We start from the raw sequence: 17,115 nt of genomic DNA, 5'->3' as shown, positions 1-17,115 counted from the left end.
CGATGGGCAGGAGAGCCGCCGCACCCACGGGCGCCCTGCTCCACCCACACTGACCGAGAACCCACGGAAGACCACAAGCCTGATGGCGACTGACCTTCGCACCGTCGACCTGGCCAAAGTCCGCAACATCGGAATCATGGCCCACATCGACGCGGGCAAGACGACCACAACCGAACGCATCCTGTTTTACACCGGCATCACCTACAAGATCGGTGAAGTCCACGAGGGCGCTGCCGTCATGGACTGGATGGAGCAGGAGCAGGAGCGCGGCATCACGATCACGTCCGCCGCGACGACGGTCCACTGGAAAGACCACACGATCAACCTGATCGACACCCCCGGCCACGTCGACTTCACCGTCGAGGTGGAGCGCAACCTCCGGGTGCTCGATGGCGCGGTCGCGGTCTTCGACGGTGTGGCCGGTGTCGAGCCGCAGTCGGAGACCGTGTGGCGCCAGGCCGAGCGTTACGGCGTGCCCCGGATCTGTTTCGTCAACAAGATGGACCGGGTGGGCGCTGAGTTCCACCGCTGTGTCGACATGATCGTCGACCGGCTGAACGCCACGCCCCTGGTGCTCCAGATCCCCCTCGGCGCCGAGGGCGACTACATCGGTGTGATCGACCTCGTCCACATGCGCGCGCTGACCTGGCGCGGTGAGACGCAGAAGGGCGAGGACTACACGGTCGAGGAGATCCCCGCGACCCATACCGAGGCCGCCCGCGAGTGGCACGACCGGCTCTTCGAGACGCTGGCCGAAGCCGACGACGAGATCATGGAGCTCTACCTCGAGGGCATCGAGCCCACGGTGGAGCAGCTCGAGGCCGGGATCCGCCGCGCGACCCTCGCCAACAACCTCACGCCGGTGCTCAACGGCACGGCGTTCAAGAACAAGGGTGTGCAGCCGCTGCTCGACGCGGTGGTCGCCTACCTCCCGTCGCCGCTCGACGTCGGCAACGTCAAGGGTCACTCGATGCGTGACGAAGCCGAGATCCTCGAGCGCGAGCCGGACGAGGAGGCGCCGATGTCGGCGCTCGCCTTCAAGATCATGAGTGATCCGCACCTCGGCAAGCTCACCTATCTCCGGATCTACTCCGGCACGCTGACCTCCGGATCCCAGGTGCTCAACAGCACCAAGGACCGCAAGGAGCGCATCGGCAAGATCTACCGCATGCACGCCAACAAGCGTGAGGAGATCGAGAAGGCCTCCGCCGGCCAGATCGTCGCGGTGATGGGTCTGAAGCAGACCACGACAGGCGAGACGCTCTGCGGCCCCGAGGCTCCGGTCATCCTGGAGTCGATGAACTTCCCGGCCCCGGTCATCTCGGTGGCGATCGAGCCGAAGACCAAGGGTGACCAGGAGAAGCTGTCTGGCGCCATTCAGCGGCTGGCCGACGAAGACCCCACTTTCCAGGTACGCACCGACCAGGAGACCGGTCAGACGATCATCTCCGGGATGGGCGAGTTGCACCTGGACATCCTGGTCGACCGGATGAAGCGCGAGTTCCGCGTCGAGGCCAACGTCGGCAAGCCGCAGGTGGCCTATCGCGAGACAATTCGTGCCAAGGTCGAGAAGGTCGAATACACCCACAAGAAGCAGACGGGTGGTTCGGGCCAGTTCGGTCGGGTCATCATCGACCTGGAGCCCACCGGTGGGGACGGAGACGGCGGTTACGAGTTCGTCAATGCCGTGAGTGGTGGCCGGATTCCGAAGGAATACATTCCCGCGGTCGACGAGGGCATTCAGGAGGCCATGGAGTTCGGCGTACTCGCCGGATATCCGATGGTCGACATCAAGGTCACCCTGCAGGATGGTGCCTATCACGACGTCGACTCCTCCGAACTCGCCTTCAAGATTGCCGGTTCGATGGCCTTCAAGGAGGCGGCGCGGAGGGCGAAGCCGACGTTGCTGGAGCCGGTCATGAAGGTCGAGGTCACGACGCCGGATGACTACCTCGGTGACGTGATCGGCGATATCAACAGTCGCCGGGGACATGTCCAGAAGATGGATGAGTTGTCCGGCAACCGGGTCATCACGGCCCTGGTCCCGCTGTCGGAGACCTTCGGGTACGTTGGCGACCTGCGCAGCAAGACCCAGGGTCGGGCCGTACCCCATATGGAATTCCACTCGTACGCCGAGGTTCCGAAGACCGTGGCGGAAGAGATTGTGAAAAAGGCGCGGGGCGAGTGAGCCTCACGCCTGTCAGTCCCGTAAAGTTCGCTGCCCCGCGTCTCGCAACGGCGTAGCAAGCAAGAAACCAGGAGGAGCCCGAAGTGGCGAAGGCGAAGTTCGAGCGCACTAAGCCGCACGTCAACATCGGCACCATTGGGCATATCGACCACGGCAAGACGACTCTCACCGCGGCGATTACCAAGGTGCTGCACGAGAAGATGCCGGACGTCAATCCCTTCTACGCCTTCGACCAGATCGACAAGGCGCCGGAAGAGAAGCAGCGTGGCATCACGATCACGATTGCCCACGTCGAGTACCAGACGGACAAGCGCCACTACGCGCACGTCGACTGCCCGGGTCACGCCGACTACATCAAGAACATGATCACCGGTGCCGCGCAGATGGACGGTGCGATCCTGGTGGTCGCGGCGACCGACGGTCCGATGCCGCAGACCCGCGAGCACGTGCTACTCGCTCGCCAGGTCGGCGTTCCTTACATCGTGGTCGCTCTCAACAAGTCCGACATGGTCGACGACGAGGAGATCCTCGAGCTCGTCGAGCTCGAGGTCCGGGAGCTGCTCAACGAGCAGGAGTTCCCGGGCGACGACTGCCCTGTGGTCCGCGTCTCGGCGCTGAAGGCGCTCGAGGGCGACGACGCGTGGGCAGAAAAGATCATGGAACTCATGAACGCCGTCGACGAGTCGGTCCCCGAGCCGGTCCGTGAGATCGAGAGGCCGTTCCTCATGCCTGTCGAGGACGTCTTCACGATCACCGGCCGCGGCACGGTCGTGACCGGCCGGGTCGAGCGCGGCGTTCTGAAGGTCAACGAGGAGGTCGAGCTGGTCGGTATCCGTCCCGGCCCGGCCCCGAAGACCACGGTCACCGCGGTCGAGATGTTCCGCAAGATCCTCGACGAGGCTCGGGCGGGCGAGAATGTCGGCCTGCTGCTTCGTGGCACCAAGCGCGAGGACGTCGAGCGAGGCATGGTCATCGTGAAGCCGGGGACCAACACCCCGCACACGGACTTCGACGCTCAGGTCTACGTCCTGTCGAAGGAAGAGGGCGGTCGGCACAAGCCCTTCTTCAACAACTACCGCCCGCAGTTCTACTTCCGGACGACGGACGTCACCGGTGTTGTCCACCTTCCGGAGGGCACCGAGATGGTGATGCCGGGCGACAACACGGAGATGAAGGTCGAGCTGATCCAGCCGATCGCCATGGAAGAGGGTCTGAAGTTCGCGATCCGTGAAGGTGGCCGTACAGTCGGTGCCGGTCGGGTCATCAAGATCCTGAAATAGGCCAGTCAAACGAGGTGGGCCGCGCAGCCCTGGCGGGTGAGCGGCCCACCTCGCTTGGTCGGAGGGCCCGATTGGTCAACAATCGGGGCGCTCTGGCATACTGGCGCAGTTGCCTAGGCGGGCCGCCGGGGCGTGCTTCCGCGGGACTGTTCGTTCCGTGGGCAGCGCCGAGCCGGAGACCCCGCCCTGATCCCGAGGTGGTCTGGCAGGCGCGGATCCGCGACGCGGTTCGGCGCTGGTGGGTAAGCCGCGGGACAACTTGGCGCCCGGCACGACCGGGGCTTTCGATTTCCCTCACGGGTTCCGCAGCCTGGGGATTCGTGCGGTTCGGGTGGGCGACACACCCGACCGCGGGGGTCGGAGGAACCGGACGCGGGGCGCCAACCAAGCGAAGCTCCACCCAGGAGTCTCGCGCTGACTTTGGGCCACGGCCGGCCGACGACCGAACGGCACTCGGGGGCCGCACAGCTCCCGGCGTACGAGAGAAGGACGCGAACACGCCATGGCGGGACAGAAGATCCGCATCAGGCTCAAGGCCTACGACCACCAGGTGATCGACAGTTCGGCGCGCAAGATCGTCGACACGGTGACCCGGACGGGCGCCAAGATCGCCGGGCCCGTGCCGCTGCCCACCGAGAAGAACGTCTTCTGCGTGATCCGCTCACCGCACAAGCACAAGGACAGCCGCGAGCACTTCGAGATGCGTACGCACAAGCGGCTCATCGACATCATCGACCCCACGCCCAAGACGGTCGACTCGCTGATGCGACTCGACCTGCCTGCGGGCGTCGACATCGAGATCAAGCTCTGAGGACCTCACTTATGAGCAGCGTTAAGACTGTGAGCCAAGGCGCGGCGCGTGAAGTACGCGGCCTGCTCGGCGAAAAGGTCGGCATGACCCAGACGTGGGACGACCAGAACCGTCTGGTCCCCGTCACCGTGGTCAAGGTCGGGCCGTGCGTCGTCACGCAGGTCCGCACGCCCGACAACGACGGCTACGCCGCGGTCCAGCTGGCATTCGGTGCCATCGACCCGCGCAAGGTCAACAAGCCGAAGCAGGGCCACTTCGCGAAGGCTGGCGTGACGCCCCGGCGGCATGTGGTCGAGGTGCGTACCGCTGACGCCTCGTCCTACACGACCGGACAGGAGCTGACCGCCGACGTGTTCGCCGCCGGCGAGACCGTCGATGTGACGGCGACCAGCAAGGGCCACGGCTTCGCGGGCGTGATGAAGCGGCACGGCTTCCACGGCCTCCGCGCGAGTCACGGCGTCGAGCGCAAGCACCGTTCGCCCGGCTCGATCGGCGCGTGTGCGACGCCAGGACGGGTCTTCAAGGGCGTGAAGATGGCCGGCCGGATGGGCGGCGAGCGGGTCACGACCCAGAACATCACGGTCCACGCGGTGGACGCCGAGAAGGGCCTCGTCCTGCTCAAGGGCGCGGTGCCCGGCCCTCGTGGCGGCCTCGTGCTCATCCGCAGCGCGGCGAAGGCGAAGGGAGCGGCCAAGTGACGGCGACCATCGACCTGCTCGACCGCGAAGGCGGAAAGGCGGGCACTCTCGAGTTGCCGGCCGAGATCTTCGACGTCCAGGTCAACGTCCCGCTGATCCACCAGGTGGTTGTCGGCCAGTTGGCGGCGGCGCGGCAGGGCACCCACGCCACCAAGTCGCGTGGCAAGGTCCGAGGCGGTGGCGCGAAGCCCTACCGCCAGAAGGGCACCGGTCGGGCGCGGCAGGGTTCCCGGCGGGCTCCGCAGTTTGCCGGCGGTGGCGTCGTCCACGGTCCGCAGCCGCGGTCTTACACCCAGCGGACGCCGAAGAAGATGAAGGCCGCCGCACTTCGGGGTGCGCTGTCAGACCGGGCAAGGCACGGCCGTGTCCACGTCGTGACGGCGTTCGTCGACGGCGACGTACCTTCCACGAAGCAGGCGCTCGCGACACTGCGCTCGGTGACCGACCGCGACCACGTGCTGGTCGTCGTCGACCGGACGGACGCGGTGACCTGGCTAAGCCTGCGGAACCTCCCCGAGGTCCACCTGATCGCCGCCGACCAGCTCAACACCTACGACGTGTTGACGTCGGACGACGTGGTGTTCACGACACAGGCGTACGAGGACTTCACCGGCGCCGAGGTCGCAGTCGACGAAGCGCCGGCTAAGAAGACCGCCGCCAAGAAGGCGACCTCGGACGAGGCTCCGGCCAAGACGACGGCGGCCAAGAAGACCACGGCCAAGAAGACCACGGCCAAGAAGGCGACCGCCAAGAAGGCGACGGTGACGAAGGCCGCCGAGACCTCCGGCGCGGATGCCAACGCTGGGGAGGCTGACGAATGAGCAACATCCACAAGGATCACCGCGATGTGCTCGTCGCTCCGGTGATCAGTGAGAAGAGCTACGGCCTCCTCGACCAGAACAAGTACACCTTCCTGGTGCTACCCACCGCCAACAAGACCGAGATCAAGATCGCGGTCGAGAAGGTGTTCAACGTCAAGGTGACCGGTGTCAACACGCTCAACCGGCAGGGCAAGCGCCGCCGCACCCGCTACGGCTGGGGGCAGCGCCCGAGCACCAAACGGGCGATCGTGACCGTCGCCGACGGGCAGCGGATCGACATCTTCGGCGGGCCCGTTTCTTGATCCCCACGAAAGCGCAACGCAAGCTCCGCGTTCTCGCGGGGGCCCCGAGAAGAGGGTTGAAGGGCTAAGTAGACATGGCTATCCGCAAGTACAAGCCGACGACACCGGGTCGTCGCGGGGCGAGTGTCTCGGACTTTGCCGAGATCACCCGGAAGACCCCGGAGAAGTCGCTGCTGCGTCCCCTTCCCAAGAAGGGCGGGCGTAACAGCAGCGGCCGGATCACGACCCGGCACCAGGGCGGCGGTCACAAGCGGGCGTATCGATTGATCGACTTCCGGCGCTATGACAAGGACGGCGTGCCGGCGAAGGTCGCGCACATCGAGTACGACCCCAACCGCACGGCCCGGATCGCCCTGCTGCACTACGCCGACGGCGAGAAGCGCTACATCATCGCGCCGGCCCGTCTCGGCCAGGGTGCGGACGTGGAGAGCGGCACCGGTGCCGACATCAAGCCGGGCAACAACCTTCCGCTCCGCAACATCCCGGTCGGTACCACGGTGCACGCCATCGAGCTGCGTCCCGGCGGCGGTGCCAAGATCGGCCGTTCGGCCGGTGCGAGCGTCCAGCTGATCGCCAAGGAAGGCGCGATGGCGTCCCTGCGAATGCCTTCCGGTGAGATCCGGATGGTCGACGTACGCTGCCGTGCCACGGTGGGCGAGGTCGGCAACGCCGAGCAGAGCAACATCTCCCTCGGCAAGGCGGGCCGCAACCGCTGGAAGGGCAAGCGCCCAGCTGTCCGTGGTGTGGCGATGAACCCCGTCGATCACCCGTTGGGTGGGGGCGAGGGCAAGTCCTCCGGCGGTCGGCACCCGGTGTCCCCCTGGGGCAAGCCCGAGGGGCGTACCCGCAAGAACAAGTCCAGTGACCGGCTCATCGTCCGTCGTCGCAAGAGCGGCAAGCAGCGCTAGAGGGAGCCTGACTGATGCCACGCAGCCTGAAGAAGGGCCCCTTCGTCGACGATCACCTGATGAAGAAGGTGATCGCCAACAACGAGAAGGGGAGCAAGCAGGTCATCAAGACCTGGTCGCGCCGTTCGATGATCGTTCCGGCCATGCTGGGTCAGACGATCGCCGTCCACAACGGCAAGACCCATGTGCCGGTCTTCGTGACCGAAGCGATGGTCGGGCACAAGCTCGGTGAGTTCTCGCCGACCCGCACCTTCCGTGGTCACGAGAAGGACGACCGAAGGAGCCGGCGCCGGTGACCGCCACAGCGAGGAGTGACGAGATGGAAGCCGCCGTGGAGGCCAGGGCGGTGGCGCGGTTCGTCCGCATGACGCCGACCAAGGCCCGCCGGGTGGTCAACCTCATCCGCGGGTTGCCGGCCGAGCGTGCGGTGGATCTGCTGCGTTTCGCGCCGCAGGCCGCGAGCGAGCCGGTCCGCAAGGTGCTCGAAAGCGCCATGGCCAACGCCGAGAACAACCTGCAGCTGTCGCGAAGCAGCCTGAAGGTGGCGCGGGCCTACGTCGACGAAGGGCCCACCGCGAAGCGCTGGCGCACCCGTGCCCAGGGCCGCCCGGGCCCGCTGCTCATGCGCAGTTGCCACATCACCGTGGTCGTCGAACCCGTCGACGAAGAGCCGGCGGCTGCCGGCCGTCCGTCCACCCAGAAGAAGCGGAGGGCCCGATAGTGGGACAGAAAGTCAACCCGCACGGGTACCGCCTCGGTGTCACGACCGACCACAAGAGCCGGTGGTACGCCGACAAGCTGTACAAGGACTACGTGTCCGAGGATGTCGCGATTCGGCGGCTGCTCACCAAGGGCATGGACCGGGCCGGTATCTCGAAGGTCGAGATCGAGCGCACCCGCGAGCGGGTCCGGGTCGACATCTACACCGCCCGGCCGGGCATCGTCATCGGCCGGCGTGGCGTCGAGGCCGACCGGATTCGCGGCGAGCTGGAGAAGCTCACCGGCAAGCAGGTGCAGATGAACGTCCTCGAGGTGAAGAACCCCGAGGTGGACGCACAGCTTGTCGCCCAGGGCGTCGCCGAGCAGTTGGCCAGCCGGGTGGCGTTCCGCCGGGCGATGCGCAAGGCGTTGCAGAGCGCGGCGAAGGCCGGTGCACAGGGCATCAAGGTCCAGTGCTCGGGTCGCCTCGGCGGCGCCGAGATGTCGCGGTCGGAGTTCTACCGCGAGGGTCGCGTGCCGTTGCACACCCTGCGCGCGGACATCGACTACGGCTTCTACGAAGCACGGACGACGTTCGGCCGGATCGGCGTGAAGGTCTGGATCTACAAGGGTGAGGTCCCCGTGTCGCGGGCCGAGCGTGAGGCGCAGCAGGCGGCGGCGAGGGCCGCGGCGCAGCGGCGTCCGGGCGGCGAGCGGCCACCGCGCGGTGGTCGCCGCGGCGGCGAGCGCGGTGGGGGCCGCGACCGGCGCGAAGGCGGCCGGCAGCCACAGCAGGCGAGCGCGGAGGCGAGCAGTGGTTCGGCCGGCGCCGAGGCCGCTGGTACTCCTGCGGGCACTGCGAGTTCGGGACAGGAGAGCTGAACCATGCTGATCCCGCGGAAGATCGTTCACCGCAAGCAGCACCACCCGAAGCGGGGTGGCAAGGCCAAGGGCGGCACGTCGCTCGCGTTCGGCGAGTACGGCATCCAGGCGCTCGAGGGTCACTACGTCAGCAACCGGCAGATCGAGTCGGCGCGTATCGCGATGACCCGGCACATGAAGCGTGGCGGAAAGGTGTGGATCAACATCTTCCCGGACCGTCCGCTGACGAAGAAGCCCGCCGAGACGCGGATGGGATCCGGCAAGGGCTCGCCCGAGTGGTGGATTGCCAACGTCAAGCCCGGACGGGTGATGTTCGAGCTGTCCGGCGTACCGGAGGCGACCGCGCGTGAGGCCCTGCGGCTCGCCATCCACAAGCTCCCAATGAAGTGCCGCGTCGTCGCACGTGAAGGAGGCGAGGGCTGATGGCCATGACGTCGAAGGCCCACGAGCTGCGCAGCCTCTCCGCTGACGACCTCGCCGACAAACTGCGCGAGGCGAAGGAGGAGCTGTTCAACCTGCGCTTCCAGGCGGCCACCGGCCAGCTGGAAAGTCATGGTCGGCTCCGCGCCGTACGTCGCGAGATCGCCCGGATCTACACGGTGATGCGGGAGCGCGAGCTCGGTATCACCGCGCCGGCCGATGCCGAGGCCGCATCGGAGACGGTCGCATGAGTGAAGGGGTGGAATCGGTGACTGCCGAGACAGGTGTCGAGACGACGGCCGGCGAGAAGCCGCAGCGTGGACGTCGGAAGACCCGTGAGGGTCTCGTCGTGAGCGACAAGATGGACAAGACCGTGGTGGTCGAGGTCGAAGACCGCGTGAAGCATGCGCTTTACGGCAAGGTCATGCGGCGGACCAACCGGCTCAAGGCGCACGACGAGGCCAACGAGTGTGGCGTCGGCGACCGGGTCTTCTTGATGGAGACCCGTCCGTTGTCGGCGACGAAGCGTTGGCGCGTCGTCGAAATCCTGGAAAAGGCCAAGTAGCGCAGTGTCAGCCGGGGGACCCCCCGGTGCCCCCGCAGAGAAACGAAGAGGCCGGCCGGCAAGCTGGTCGTTCGAATGGGAGAAGTGCCGTGATCCAGCAGGAGTCGCGACTCAAGGTCGCCGACAACACCGGTGCCAAGGAAATCTTGTGCATCCGGGTGCTCGGTGGCTCCGGTCGACGCTACGCCGGGATCGGTGACGTGATCGTCGCCACCGTGAAGGACGCCATACCCGGTGGCAACGTCAAGAAGGGTGAGGTCGTCAAGGCCGTCATCGTGCGTACCGCGAAGGAACGCCGCCGTCCTGACGGGTCCTACATCCGCTTCGACGAGAACGCTGCGGTGTTGTTGCGCGATCATGGCGAGCCGCGCGGCACGCGCATCTTCGGACCGGTCGGTCGCGAGCTTCGTGAGAAGCGGTACATGCGCATCATCTCGCTCGCCCCGGAGGTGCTCTGAATCATGGCTCAGTCGCGCAAGAAGGGCCTGCACGTCAAGAAGGGCGACGTCGTACGTGTCCTGACCGGCCGTGATCGCGGCGTCGAGGGCAAGATCATCGACGTCGACACCACGCGTGGCCGGGTGTTCGTCGAAGGTGCCAACCGCGTGAAGCGGCACACGAAGGTCGTCCAGTCGCAGGGCCGCCAGGGCACGACCGGTGGCATCGTGACGCAGGAAGCTTCGATCCCGGCGTCCAACGTCACGCTGCTCGTCGAGGTCGACGGCAAGAAGGTGCCCACCAGGGTCGGTTACGAGCGGCGTGAGGTCGAGAAGCGTCGCGCCGACGGCACCACGTACACCGGTTCCCGCAGCGTACGCATCGCTCGGAAGACCGGCGAGGAGATCTGATGACAGCTGCCACCACCGAACGCAAGGCACTGCCCCGGCTCAAGGAGCGGTACCGGAACGAGATCGCGGGTCAGCTCCGCAAGCAGTTCGGCTTCGGCAACCCGATGCAGGTGCCGACGGTCGCGAAGATCGTCGTCAACATGGGTGTCGGCGACGCCGCCCGCGACTCCAAGGTGATCGATGGCGCCGTCCGCGACCTCACCGCGATCACCGGCCAGAAGCCGGCAGTCACCCGGGCCCGGAAGTCGATCGCCCAGTTCAAGCTCCGCGAGGGCATGCCGATCGGCGCCCACGTGACGCTGCGCGGTGACCGGATGTGGGAGTTCCTCGACCGGCTGCTGTCGCTGGCGCTGCCCCGGATCCGTGACTTCCGGGGCCTTTCGCCCCGACAGTTCGACGGCCGCGGCAACTACACGTTCGGTCTCACCGAGCAGGTGATGTTCCACGAGATCGATCCCGACAAGATCGACCGGTCCCGTGGCATGGACATCACCGTCGTCACGACCGCATCGAATGACGAAGAGGGTCGCGCCCTCCTCACCGAGCTCGGGTTCCCGTTCGCCTCGGGGACGAGCGCCCGGTAACGGGCCCGCAGAAGCAAGGAGTCCAGACGTGGCTAAGACCGCCCTGATCAACAAGGCGAAGGCGAAGCCGAAGTTCGCGGTGCGCGCCTACACCCGCTGCCAGCGCTGCGGGCGCCCGAAGGCGGTGTTCCGCAAGTTCGGCCTGTGCCGGATCTGCCTGCGCGAGATGGCGCACCGGGGCGAGCTTCCCGGTGTCACCAAGAGCAGTTGGTGAGACCCGACGTGACGCCGATGTACGACCCTTCTAGTCGCCGCAGGTCCGAGTGGTCGGAAACCGCGGCGGGAAAGCGGCCAGTCCTATGAGCATGACTGATCCGATCGCAGACATGTTGACCCGTCTGCGCAACGCCAACCAGGCCTACCACGACGATGCCGCGATGCCTTACAGCAAGCTCAAGGCGGGCATCGCCGAGATCCTCCAGCAGGAGGGTTACATCGCCGGTTGGCGGGTCGAGGAGCCGAAGCCCGGTGCGGTCGGCAAGACGCTGGTGGTGCAGCTGCGCTTCGGTCCCAACCGGGAGCGTTCGATCGCGGGCATCCGGCGGATCTCGAAGCCGGGCCTGCGGGTGTACGCCAAGTCGACGGGGCTCCCCAAGGTGCTCGGTGGTCTGGGTGTTGCGATCATCTCGACGTCGCAGGGCCTGCTCACCGACCGCCAGGCCAGCAAGCGACGCGTGGGCGGCGAAGTCGTCGCCTACGTGTGGTGACGAGTACGGGAAGGAGGAAGGACACCGCATGTCTCGCATCGGCAAGCTCCCCATCCCGGTGCCTTCGGGCGTCGACGTGGCGATCGACGGTCAGACGGTCACGGTGAATGGCCCGAAGGGCAGCCTCGCGCACACGGTGGCGGCACCGATCACGGTGCAACGCGAGGGCGACAACATCGAGGTCAGGCGGCCCGACGACGAACGCAAGAGCAAGGAGCTCCACGGCCTCACCCGTACGCTGGTCAACAACATGATCGTCGGCGTGACGCAGGGCTACGAGCGCAAGCTGGAGATCGTCGGCGTCGGCTACCGCGTCCTGGCGAGGGGTCCGCGGCAGGTCGAGCTCAAGCTCGGCTACAGCCACGAGATCATCTTCGACGCGCCAGACGGGGTGTCGTTCGCCGTGGAGTCCGCCACCAGGTTCTCGGTTTCCGGGATCAACAAGCAGCAGGTCGGTGAGGTGGCCGCCAACATCCGCAAGCTGCAGAAGCCCGAGCCCTACAAGGGCAAGGGGATCCGCTATGAAGGCGAGCAGGTCCGCCGCAAGGTCGGAAAGGCTGGTAAGTAACGATGGCCGCCAGTCTCAGCACCCACAAGACCACCAGTCGCAAGACGCGGGCGCGGCTGCGCCGGCAGTTGCGGGTACGCAAGAAGGTCTCCGGTACGCCGGCCCGCCCAAGGCTCGTCGTGACGCGTTCGGCGCGCCATGTCGTGGCCCAGGTGGTCGACGACACGTTGGGCCACACGATGGTGTCGGCGTCGACGCTGGAAGCGGATCTGCGTTCCCACGACGGCGACAAGACCGCACGTGCCCGCGAGGTGGGCGCGCGGCTCGCGGAGCGGGCGAAGGCCGCGGGTGTTTCCGCGGTGGTCTTCGACCGCGCCGGCCGGCAGTACCACGGCCGAATCGCCGCGCTCGCCGACGCTGCCCGCGAAGCCGGGCTCGAGTTCTGACGTTCGACCAGGAGAGATGAGGTAACCATGGCTGGACCCCAGCAGCGCCGCGGTAGCGGCTCTGGTGACCGCCGGGACCGCCGGGACGAACGTCGGGGCGGCTCCGCGGACAAGACCGCGTACATCGAGCGGGTCGTGTCGATCAACCGTGTCGCGAAGGTCGTCAAGGGCGGCCGTCGCTTCAGCTTCACCGCGCTCGTCGTGGTGGGCGACGGCGACGGCACGGTCGGCGTCGGCTACGGCAAGGCCAAGGAGGTGCCGGCCGCCATCGCCAAGGGTGTCGAGGAGGCGAAGAAGCACTTCTTCAAGGTGCCGCGTATCCAGGGCACGATCCCGCACCCGATCCAGGGCGAGAAGGCCGCCGGAGTCGTGTTGCTCCGTCCGGCCTCGCCTGGTACTGGTGTGATCGCCGGTGGACCGGTGCGGGCAGTCCTAGAGTGCGCCGGCGTCCACGACGTCTTGTCGAAGTCGCTCGGCTCGTCCAACCAGATCAACATCGTGCACGCGACCGTCGCCGCACTGCGGGCGCTCGAGTCGCCGGAGAAGGTGGCGGCACGCCGTGGCCTGCCGGTCGAGCACGTCACGCCGGCGGCGCTGCTGCGCGCCCGGGCGGAGGTGCCTGCCTGATGGCCGGACGTCTGAAGGTTCGTCAGGTGCGGTCGAGGATCGGCCGCAAGCAGAACCAACGGGACACTCTGCGTTCGCTCGGTCTCAAGCGCCTGAACGACGTGGTTGTCAAGGAGGATCGGCCGGAGATTCGCGGCATGATCTCGAAGGTGTCCCACCTGGTCGTGGTCGAGGAGGTCGACTGACGATGGCTACCCAGTCCAGTACGAAGAACGCCGTGGACGAAGGTGCCGCGACTGGCGGCAAGGCCAGCCGTCCGCTCCGCGTCCATCATCTGCGTCCCGCGCCCGGGGCGAAGACACCACGGACCCGGGTCGGACGCGGTGAAGGCAGCAAGGGCAAGACCGCGGGGCGCGGCACCAAGGGCAGCAAGGCCCGCGGCAGCGTCCCGGTCGGGCTCGAGGGCGGCGCGTTGCCGTTGCACATGCGACTGCCGAAGATGCGTGGCTTCACCAACCGCAACCGGGTCGAGTACCAGGTCGTCAACCTGCACAAGCTCGCCGAGCTCTACCCCGACGGCGGCGAGGTGACGGCGGAGGACCTTGCTGCGAAGGGCGCGGTCCGGTCCGGGCGTCCGGTCAAGATTCTGGGCACCGGCGACGCGAGCGCCTCATGGGAGGTGACCGCCGACGCGTTCTCGACCAGCGCGACGGAGAAGATCACCGCAGCGGGCGGCACCGTCACGAAGGGGTAGTCCAAGAGATCGGCGACAACTGGGGCGCTCTGTGCCATATGGCCCGCCAGACCGGCACAGAGGCGCCCCAAGCGTCATGTGGTCGCGGGTCGGCCTGTAAAGTCCTGAGGCAGTATCGTCCGGCTGTAACTTTCGGCTGTACCTTTCCGAACAAGGCGTCAGAGGACCGGGCAGGGTGTCGTATGGACAGCCGGTAGGTCCTCCGACCATAACTACCCGCCCCTCGAGGCGGTACGCAGGAGGACTGGGTGCTCACCGCGTTCGTCAACGCGTTCAAGACGCCGGACCTGCGCAAGAAGCTGCTCTTCACGCTCTTCATCATCGCGTTGTTCCGGGTCGGTTCGGTGCTGCCCACGCCAGGGGTGGACGCCGCGGCGGTGCAGCGCTGCCTCAACCCGGTCCTGCAGGGCGGTAGCGGCAACAGCATCTACGGCATGCTCAACCTGTTCTCGGGCGGGGCGCTGTTGCAGCTGTCGGTCTTCGCGCTGACGATCATGCCGTACATCACGGCAAGCATCATCATCCAGCTGTTGACGGTGGTGATCCCGCGGCTGGAGGCGCTGAAGAAGGAAGGCCACGCCGGCACCACGAAGATCACGCAGTACACCAGGTACCTCACCATGGGACTGGCGGTCCTGCAGTCGACGACGATCGTGGCGCTGGCCCGGTCGGGTCAGATGTTCCCCGGCTGCACCGAGACGTTGATCCCCAACGACAGCATCCTCACGCTCGTCACGATGGTGATCACGATGACCGCCGGTACCGGCGTCATCATGTGGTTCGGCGAGCTCATCACCGACCGCGGTGTCGGCAACGGCATGTCCATCCTGATCTTCGTGTCGATCGCCGCCGCCTTCCCCACATCGCTGTGGGCGATCCGCCAGCAGCAGGGCTGGGGCATCTTCTTCGTCGTGATGGCGATCGGTCTGGTCATCATGGGCGCGGTCATCTACGTCGAACAGGCGCAACGCCGGATCCCGGTGCAGTACGCCAAGAAGATGATCGGCCGCCGCGCCTATGGCGGAAGTTCGACCTACATCCCGCTCAAGGTCAACCAGGCGGGCGTCATCCCGGTGATCTTCGCGTCCAGCCTGAGCTATCTCCCCGTGCTGGCCGCGCAGTTCGACCCGACTGCACCGTGGGCGGCTTGGGTCAACGCCAACATCGCACGAGGCAGCCACCCCGTCTACATGATCGGCTTCTTCCTGCTGATCGTGGCGTTCACGTACTTCTACGTGGGCATCACGTTCAACCCGAAGGATGTGGCCGACAACATGAAGAAGCACGGCGGCTTCATCCCCGGCATCCGTGCCGGCCGGCCGACGGAGGAGTATCTCCAGTACGTGCTGTCCCGGATCACCGCACCCGGTTCGCTCTACCTGGGCGTCGTCTCTCTCATTCCGCTGATCGCCTTCGTGCTCATCGGCGCCAACCAGAACTTCCCGTTCGGCGGTACCTCCATCCTCATCGTCGTGGGTGTCGGCCTCGACACGGTCAAGCAGATCGAAAGCCAGCTGCAGCAGCGGCATTACGAAGGGTTCCTGCGCTGATGCGTCTGCTCATCATGGGTCCCCCTGGCGCCGGCAAGGGGACCCAGGCCAAAGAGATCGCGAGGCGGCTCGAGATCCCGGCCATCTCGACCGGGGAGATCCTGCGTAAGAACGTCGAGGACCAAACGCTGCTCGGCCGCGAAGCCAGACGCTACCTCGATCGCGGTGACCTGGTGCCGGACGAGATCATCAATGGCATGGTGCGTGCCCGCCTCGACGAACCTGACACCCGGCACGGGTTCCTGCTCGACGGCTTTCCGCGGACGTTGGCGCAGGTGGAGACGCTCGACAACATCCTCGCCGACGAAGGCGTCAAGCTCGACCGGGTCCTCGTCCTCAAGGTCGACAACGACGAACTCGTCCGCCGACTGCTGGGTCGCGCGGAGTCCGACGGGCGTACGGATGACACCGAAGAGGTGATCCGTCGCCGGCTGGAGGTCTACAGCGAGCAGACCGAGCCGTTGCTCGGGGTGTACGCGCAGCGCGGTCTCCTGGTGATCGTCAAGGGGATGGGTGAGGTCGACGAGGTCACCGAGCGCGTGCTGGCGGCGCTCGCGTAGGCAGCGGCCGTGGCAAGCACCCGCCCACCCGCGCGCTGCTTGGTTGGCGTGGATGTCGGGTCAGCGGTGGCGAAACAGTGGGCCTGGGGGAGAAGTGGCAGGTGAACGGCGTTGTTCCTCGACCGCAAGGTCCAGCTGAAAAAGCCCGCTGAGATCGCTCTCATGCGCAAGGCGGGGCTGGTGGTGGCGGACACGCTCGCGATGCTCCGCGACGCGGTGGCGCCGGGGGTCACGACAGGGGAGCTGGATCGGCTGGCTGAGGAGCTGATCCGGTCCCGTGGGGCGGTTCCGTCGTTCATGGGCTATCTCGGCTATCCGGCATCGATCTGTACGTCGGTCAATGACGAGGTGGTCCACGGCATCCCCGGCGAGCGTGTCCTGCGGGACGGCGATCTGGTGTCCATCGACTGTGGGGCGATCGTCGAAGGATGGCACGGTGACGCGGCGATCACCGTCGGAGTGGGCGAGATCTCGGCGGAGCTCCAGGAGTTGGCGAGGGTCTGCGAGGACGCGTTGTGGCGTGGCTTGGCGGCGATGCGGGTCGGCGGTCGGCTCGGTGACGTCTCGGCCGCTGTCGAGGCCGGTGTCCGGTCGGCGGGTGCTGCGTACGGCATCGTCGAGGACTACGTGGGTCATGGCATCGGCACCCAGATGCATCAGCCACCCAACGTGCCCAACGTCGGCAAGCCCGGCAAGGGCCCCAGGCTCCAGCCGGGATGGGCGATCGCCGTGGAGCCGATGATCACGCTCGGCTCGCTGGAGACCGACGTCCTCGACGATGACTGGACCGTGATGACCGTCGACGGGTCATACGCCGCCCACGTGGAACACACGGTGGCGCTCACCGAGTGCGGCCCCTGGGTCCTCACCGCCCACGACGGCGGTGCCGCGCGCCTCGCCGCGCTCGGCGTTCAGGTGGGAGCCCCACCCGCCGGCGGCCCACCCGCCGACGGCAAATGACCATGCTGAGCGGGCTGGTGGAACGCGAACCAGGTGCCGACGCATGGCTGCGCTACC

General features: G+C 66.8%; 25 protein-coding genes and 1 pseudogene. All 26 read left to right on the top strand.

Going from position 1 to position 17,115, the window contains the following annotated elements; all coding sequences use genetic code 11:
- Positions 1-82: 82 nt before the first annotated feature.
- Entirely contained in the window at positions 83-2,188 is a 2,106-nt protein-coding gene (gene fusA / locus ABN034_RS18195; RefSeq protein ID WP_349326724.1) for an elongation factor G, read from the top strand.
- A gap of 83 nt (positions 2,189-2,271) precedes the next feature.
- A complete protein-coding gene (tuf, locus tag ABN034_RS18190; protein ID WP_349326725.1) occupies positions 2,272-3,468 on the top strand; it encodes an elongation factor Tu in 1,197 nt (398 codons plus the stop codon).
- 502 nt (positions 3,469-3,970) lie between these two features.
- Positions 3,971-4,279: a 30S ribosomal protein S10 gene (gene rpsJ, locus ABN034_RS18185; RefSeq protein WP_349326726.1), complete on the top strand. Its 309-nt coding sequence runs from the start codon at positions 3,971-3,973 to the stop codon at positions 4,277-4,279.
- Positions 4,280-4,290: 11 nt separating this feature from the next.
- Positions 4,291-4,977, top strand: coding sequence for a 50S ribosomal protein L3 (gene rplC / locus ABN034_RS18180; protein WP_349692174.1), 687 nt, complete (start codon positions 4,291-4,293; stop codon positions 4,975-4,977).
- Positions 4,974-5,621 (top strand): annotated as a pseudogene (gene rplD / locus ABN034_RS18175) (50S ribosomal protein L4); the annotation flags it as partial. The gene rplC and the pseudogene rplD, both read left to right, overlap by 4 nt.
- Before the next feature lie 173 nt (positions 5,622-5,794).
- Positions 5,795-6,100: a 50S ribosomal protein L23 gene (gene rplW, locus ABN034_RS18170; RefSeq protein WP_349326730.1), complete on the top strand. Its 306-nt coding sequence runs from the start codon at positions 5,795-5,797 to the stop codon at positions 6,098-6,100.
- A gap of 74 nt (positions 6,101-6,174) precedes the next feature.
- Positions 6,175-7,008 (top strand): 50S ribosomal protein L2, encoded by an 834-nt coding sequence (gene rplB / locus ABN034_RS18165; protein ID WP_349692172.1) that lies wholly within the window; start codon positions 6,175-6,177, stop codon positions 7,006-7,008.
- A gap of 14 nt (positions 7,009-7,022) precedes the next feature.
- Positions 7,023-7,304 (top strand): 30S ribosomal protein S19, encoded by a 282-nt coding sequence (gene rpsS, locus ABN034_RS18160; RefSeq protein WP_349692171.1) that lies wholly within the window; start codon positions 7,023-7,025, stop codon positions 7,302-7,304.
- Positions 7,301-7,729: a 50S ribosomal protein L22 gene (gene rplV / locus ABN034_RS18155; RefSeq protein ID WP_502879060.1), complete on the top strand. Its 429-nt coding sequence runs from the start codon at positions 7,301-7,303 to the stop codon at positions 7,727-7,729. Before rpsS ends, rplV begins: the two co-directional genes overlap by 4 nt.
- Entirely contained in the window at positions 7,729-8,589 is an 861-nt protein-coding gene (gene rpsC, locus ABN034_RS18150; protein WP_349692170.1) for a 30S ribosomal protein S3, read from the top strand. The genes rplV and rpsC overlap by 1 nt, the downstream gene beginning before the upstream one ends.
- Positions 8,590-8,592: 3 nt before the next feature.
- Positions 8,593-9,012, top strand: coding sequence for a 50S ribosomal protein L16 (gene rplP, locus ABN034_RS18145; RefSeq protein WP_349326737.1), 420 nt, complete (start codon positions 8,593-8,595; stop codon positions 9,010-9,012).
- Positions 9,012-9,260, top strand: coding sequence for a 50S ribosomal protein L29 (gene rpmC / locus ABN034_RS18140; protein ID WP_349326739.1), 249 nt, complete (start codon positions 9,012-9,014; stop codon positions 9,258-9,260). Before rplP ends, rpmC begins: the two co-directional genes overlap by 1 nt.
- The gene (gene rpsQ / locus ABN034_RS18135; RefSeq protein WP_349692169.1) at positions 9,257-9,574 is read left to right on the top strand and encodes a 30S ribosomal protein S17; all 318 of its coding nucleotides are present in this window, start codon (positions 9,257-9,259) and stop codon (positions 9,572-9,574) included. Before rpmC ends, rpsQ begins: the two co-directional genes overlap by 4 nt.
- A gap of 89 nt (positions 9,575-9,663) precedes the next feature.
- The gene (rplN, locus tag ABN034_RS18130; RefSeq protein ID WP_349326742.1) at positions 9,664-10,032 is read left to right on the top strand and encodes a 50S ribosomal protein L14; all 369 of its coding nucleotides are present in this window, start codon (positions 9,664-9,666) and stop codon (positions 10,030-10,032) included.
- A 3-nt stretch (positions 10,033-10,035) separates the two neighbouring features.
- Complete coding sequence (gene rplX / locus ABN034_RS18125; protein ID WP_349326744.1) at positions 10,036-10,422, top strand: 50S ribosomal protein L24; 387 nt, start codon at positions 10,036-10,038, stop codon at positions 10,420-10,422.
- On the top strand, positions 10,422-11,006 hold the full coding sequence (gene rplE, locus ABN034_RS18120) for a 50S ribosomal protein L5 (RefSeq protein ID WP_349326745.1): 585 nt from the start codon (positions 10,422-10,424) through the stop codon (positions 11,004-11,006). The genes rplX and rplE overlap by 1 nt, the downstream gene beginning before the upstream one ends.
- 28 nt (positions 11,007-11,034) lie before the next feature.
- Positions 11,035-11,220, top strand: a complete 186-nt coding sequence (locus ABN034_RS18115) for a type Z 30S ribosomal protein S14 (RefSeq protein WP_192751518.1) — start codon at positions 11,035-11,037, stop codon at positions 11,218-11,220.
- Between the two features lie 85 nt (positions 11,221-11,305).
- Positions 11,306-11,713 carry a 30S ribosomal protein S8 gene (gene rpsH, locus ABN034_RS18110; RefSeq protein WP_349326746.1) on the top strand — a complete coding sequence of 136 codons (408 nt, stop codon included), beginning with the start codon at positions 11,306-11,308 and terminating at the stop codon, positions 11,711-11,713.
- 28 nt (positions 11,714-11,741) lie between these two features.
- Positions 11,742-12,281 carry a 50S ribosomal protein L6 gene (gene rplF, locus ABN034_RS18105; protein WP_349692168.1) on the top strand — a complete coding sequence of 180 codons (540 nt, stop codon included), beginning with the start codon at positions 11,742-11,744 and terminating at the stop codon, positions 12,279-12,281.
- Positions 12,282-12,283: 2 nt separating this feature from the next.
- Positions 12,284-12,667, top strand: coding sequence for a 50S ribosomal protein L18 (gene rplR, locus ABN034_RS18100; RefSeq protein WP_349692167.1), 384 nt, complete (start codon positions 12,284-12,286; stop codon positions 12,665-12,667).
- Between the two features lie 27 nt (positions 12,668-12,694).
- The gene (rpsE, locus tag ABN034_RS18095; protein WP_349692166.1) at positions 12,695-13,294 is read left to right on the top strand and encodes a 30S ribosomal protein S5; all 600 of its coding nucleotides are present in this window, start codon (positions 12,695-12,697) and stop codon (positions 13,292-13,294) included.
- On the top strand, positions 13,294-13,479 hold the full coding sequence (gene rpmD / locus ABN034_RS18090) for a 50S ribosomal protein L30 (RefSeq protein ID WP_349326753.1): 186 nt from the start codon (positions 13,294-13,296) through the stop codon (positions 13,477-13,479). Before rpsE ends, rpmD begins: the two co-directional genes overlap by 1 nt.
- 2 nt (positions 13,480-13,481) lie before the next feature.
- Positions 13,482-13,988: a 50S ribosomal protein L15 gene (gene rplO, locus ABN034_RS18085; protein ID WP_349692165.1), complete on the top strand. Its 507-nt coding sequence runs from the start codon at positions 13,482-13,484 to the stop codon at positions 13,986-13,988.
- A 248-nt stretch (positions 13,989-14,236) separates the two neighbouring features.
- Positions 14,237-15,538, top strand: a complete 1,302-nt coding sequence (gene secY, locus ABN034_RS18080) for a preprotein translocase subunit SecY (RefSeq protein WP_349692164.1) — start codon at positions 14,237-14,239, stop codon at positions 15,536-15,538.
- Positions 15,538-16,098, top strand: a complete 561-nt coding sequence (locus ABN034_RS18075) for an adenylate kinase (RefSeq protein ID WP_349692163.1) — start codon at positions 15,538-15,540, stop codon at positions 16,096-16,098. The genes secY and ABN034_RS18075 overlap by 1 nt, the downstream gene beginning before the upstream one ends.
- Before the next feature lie 111 nt (positions 16,099-16,209).
- On the top strand, positions 16,210-17,058 hold the full coding sequence (gene map / locus ABN034_RS18070; RefSeq protein ID WP_349692162.1) for a type I methionyl aminopeptidase: 849 nt from the start codon (positions 16,210-16,212) through the stop codon (positions 17,056-17,058).
- Positions 17,059-17,115 lie beyond the last annotated feature (57 nt).

This window comes from Actinopolymorpha sp. B11F2 (genome assembly GCF_040195635.1).
In the GTDB taxonomy this organism is placed as follows: Bacteria; Actinomycetota; Actinomycetes; order Propionibacteriales; family Actinopolymorphaceae; genus Thermasporomyces.
Note: the sequence above shows the minus strand (reverse complement) of the source record. Positions and strands in the feature narration are given on the sequence as shown.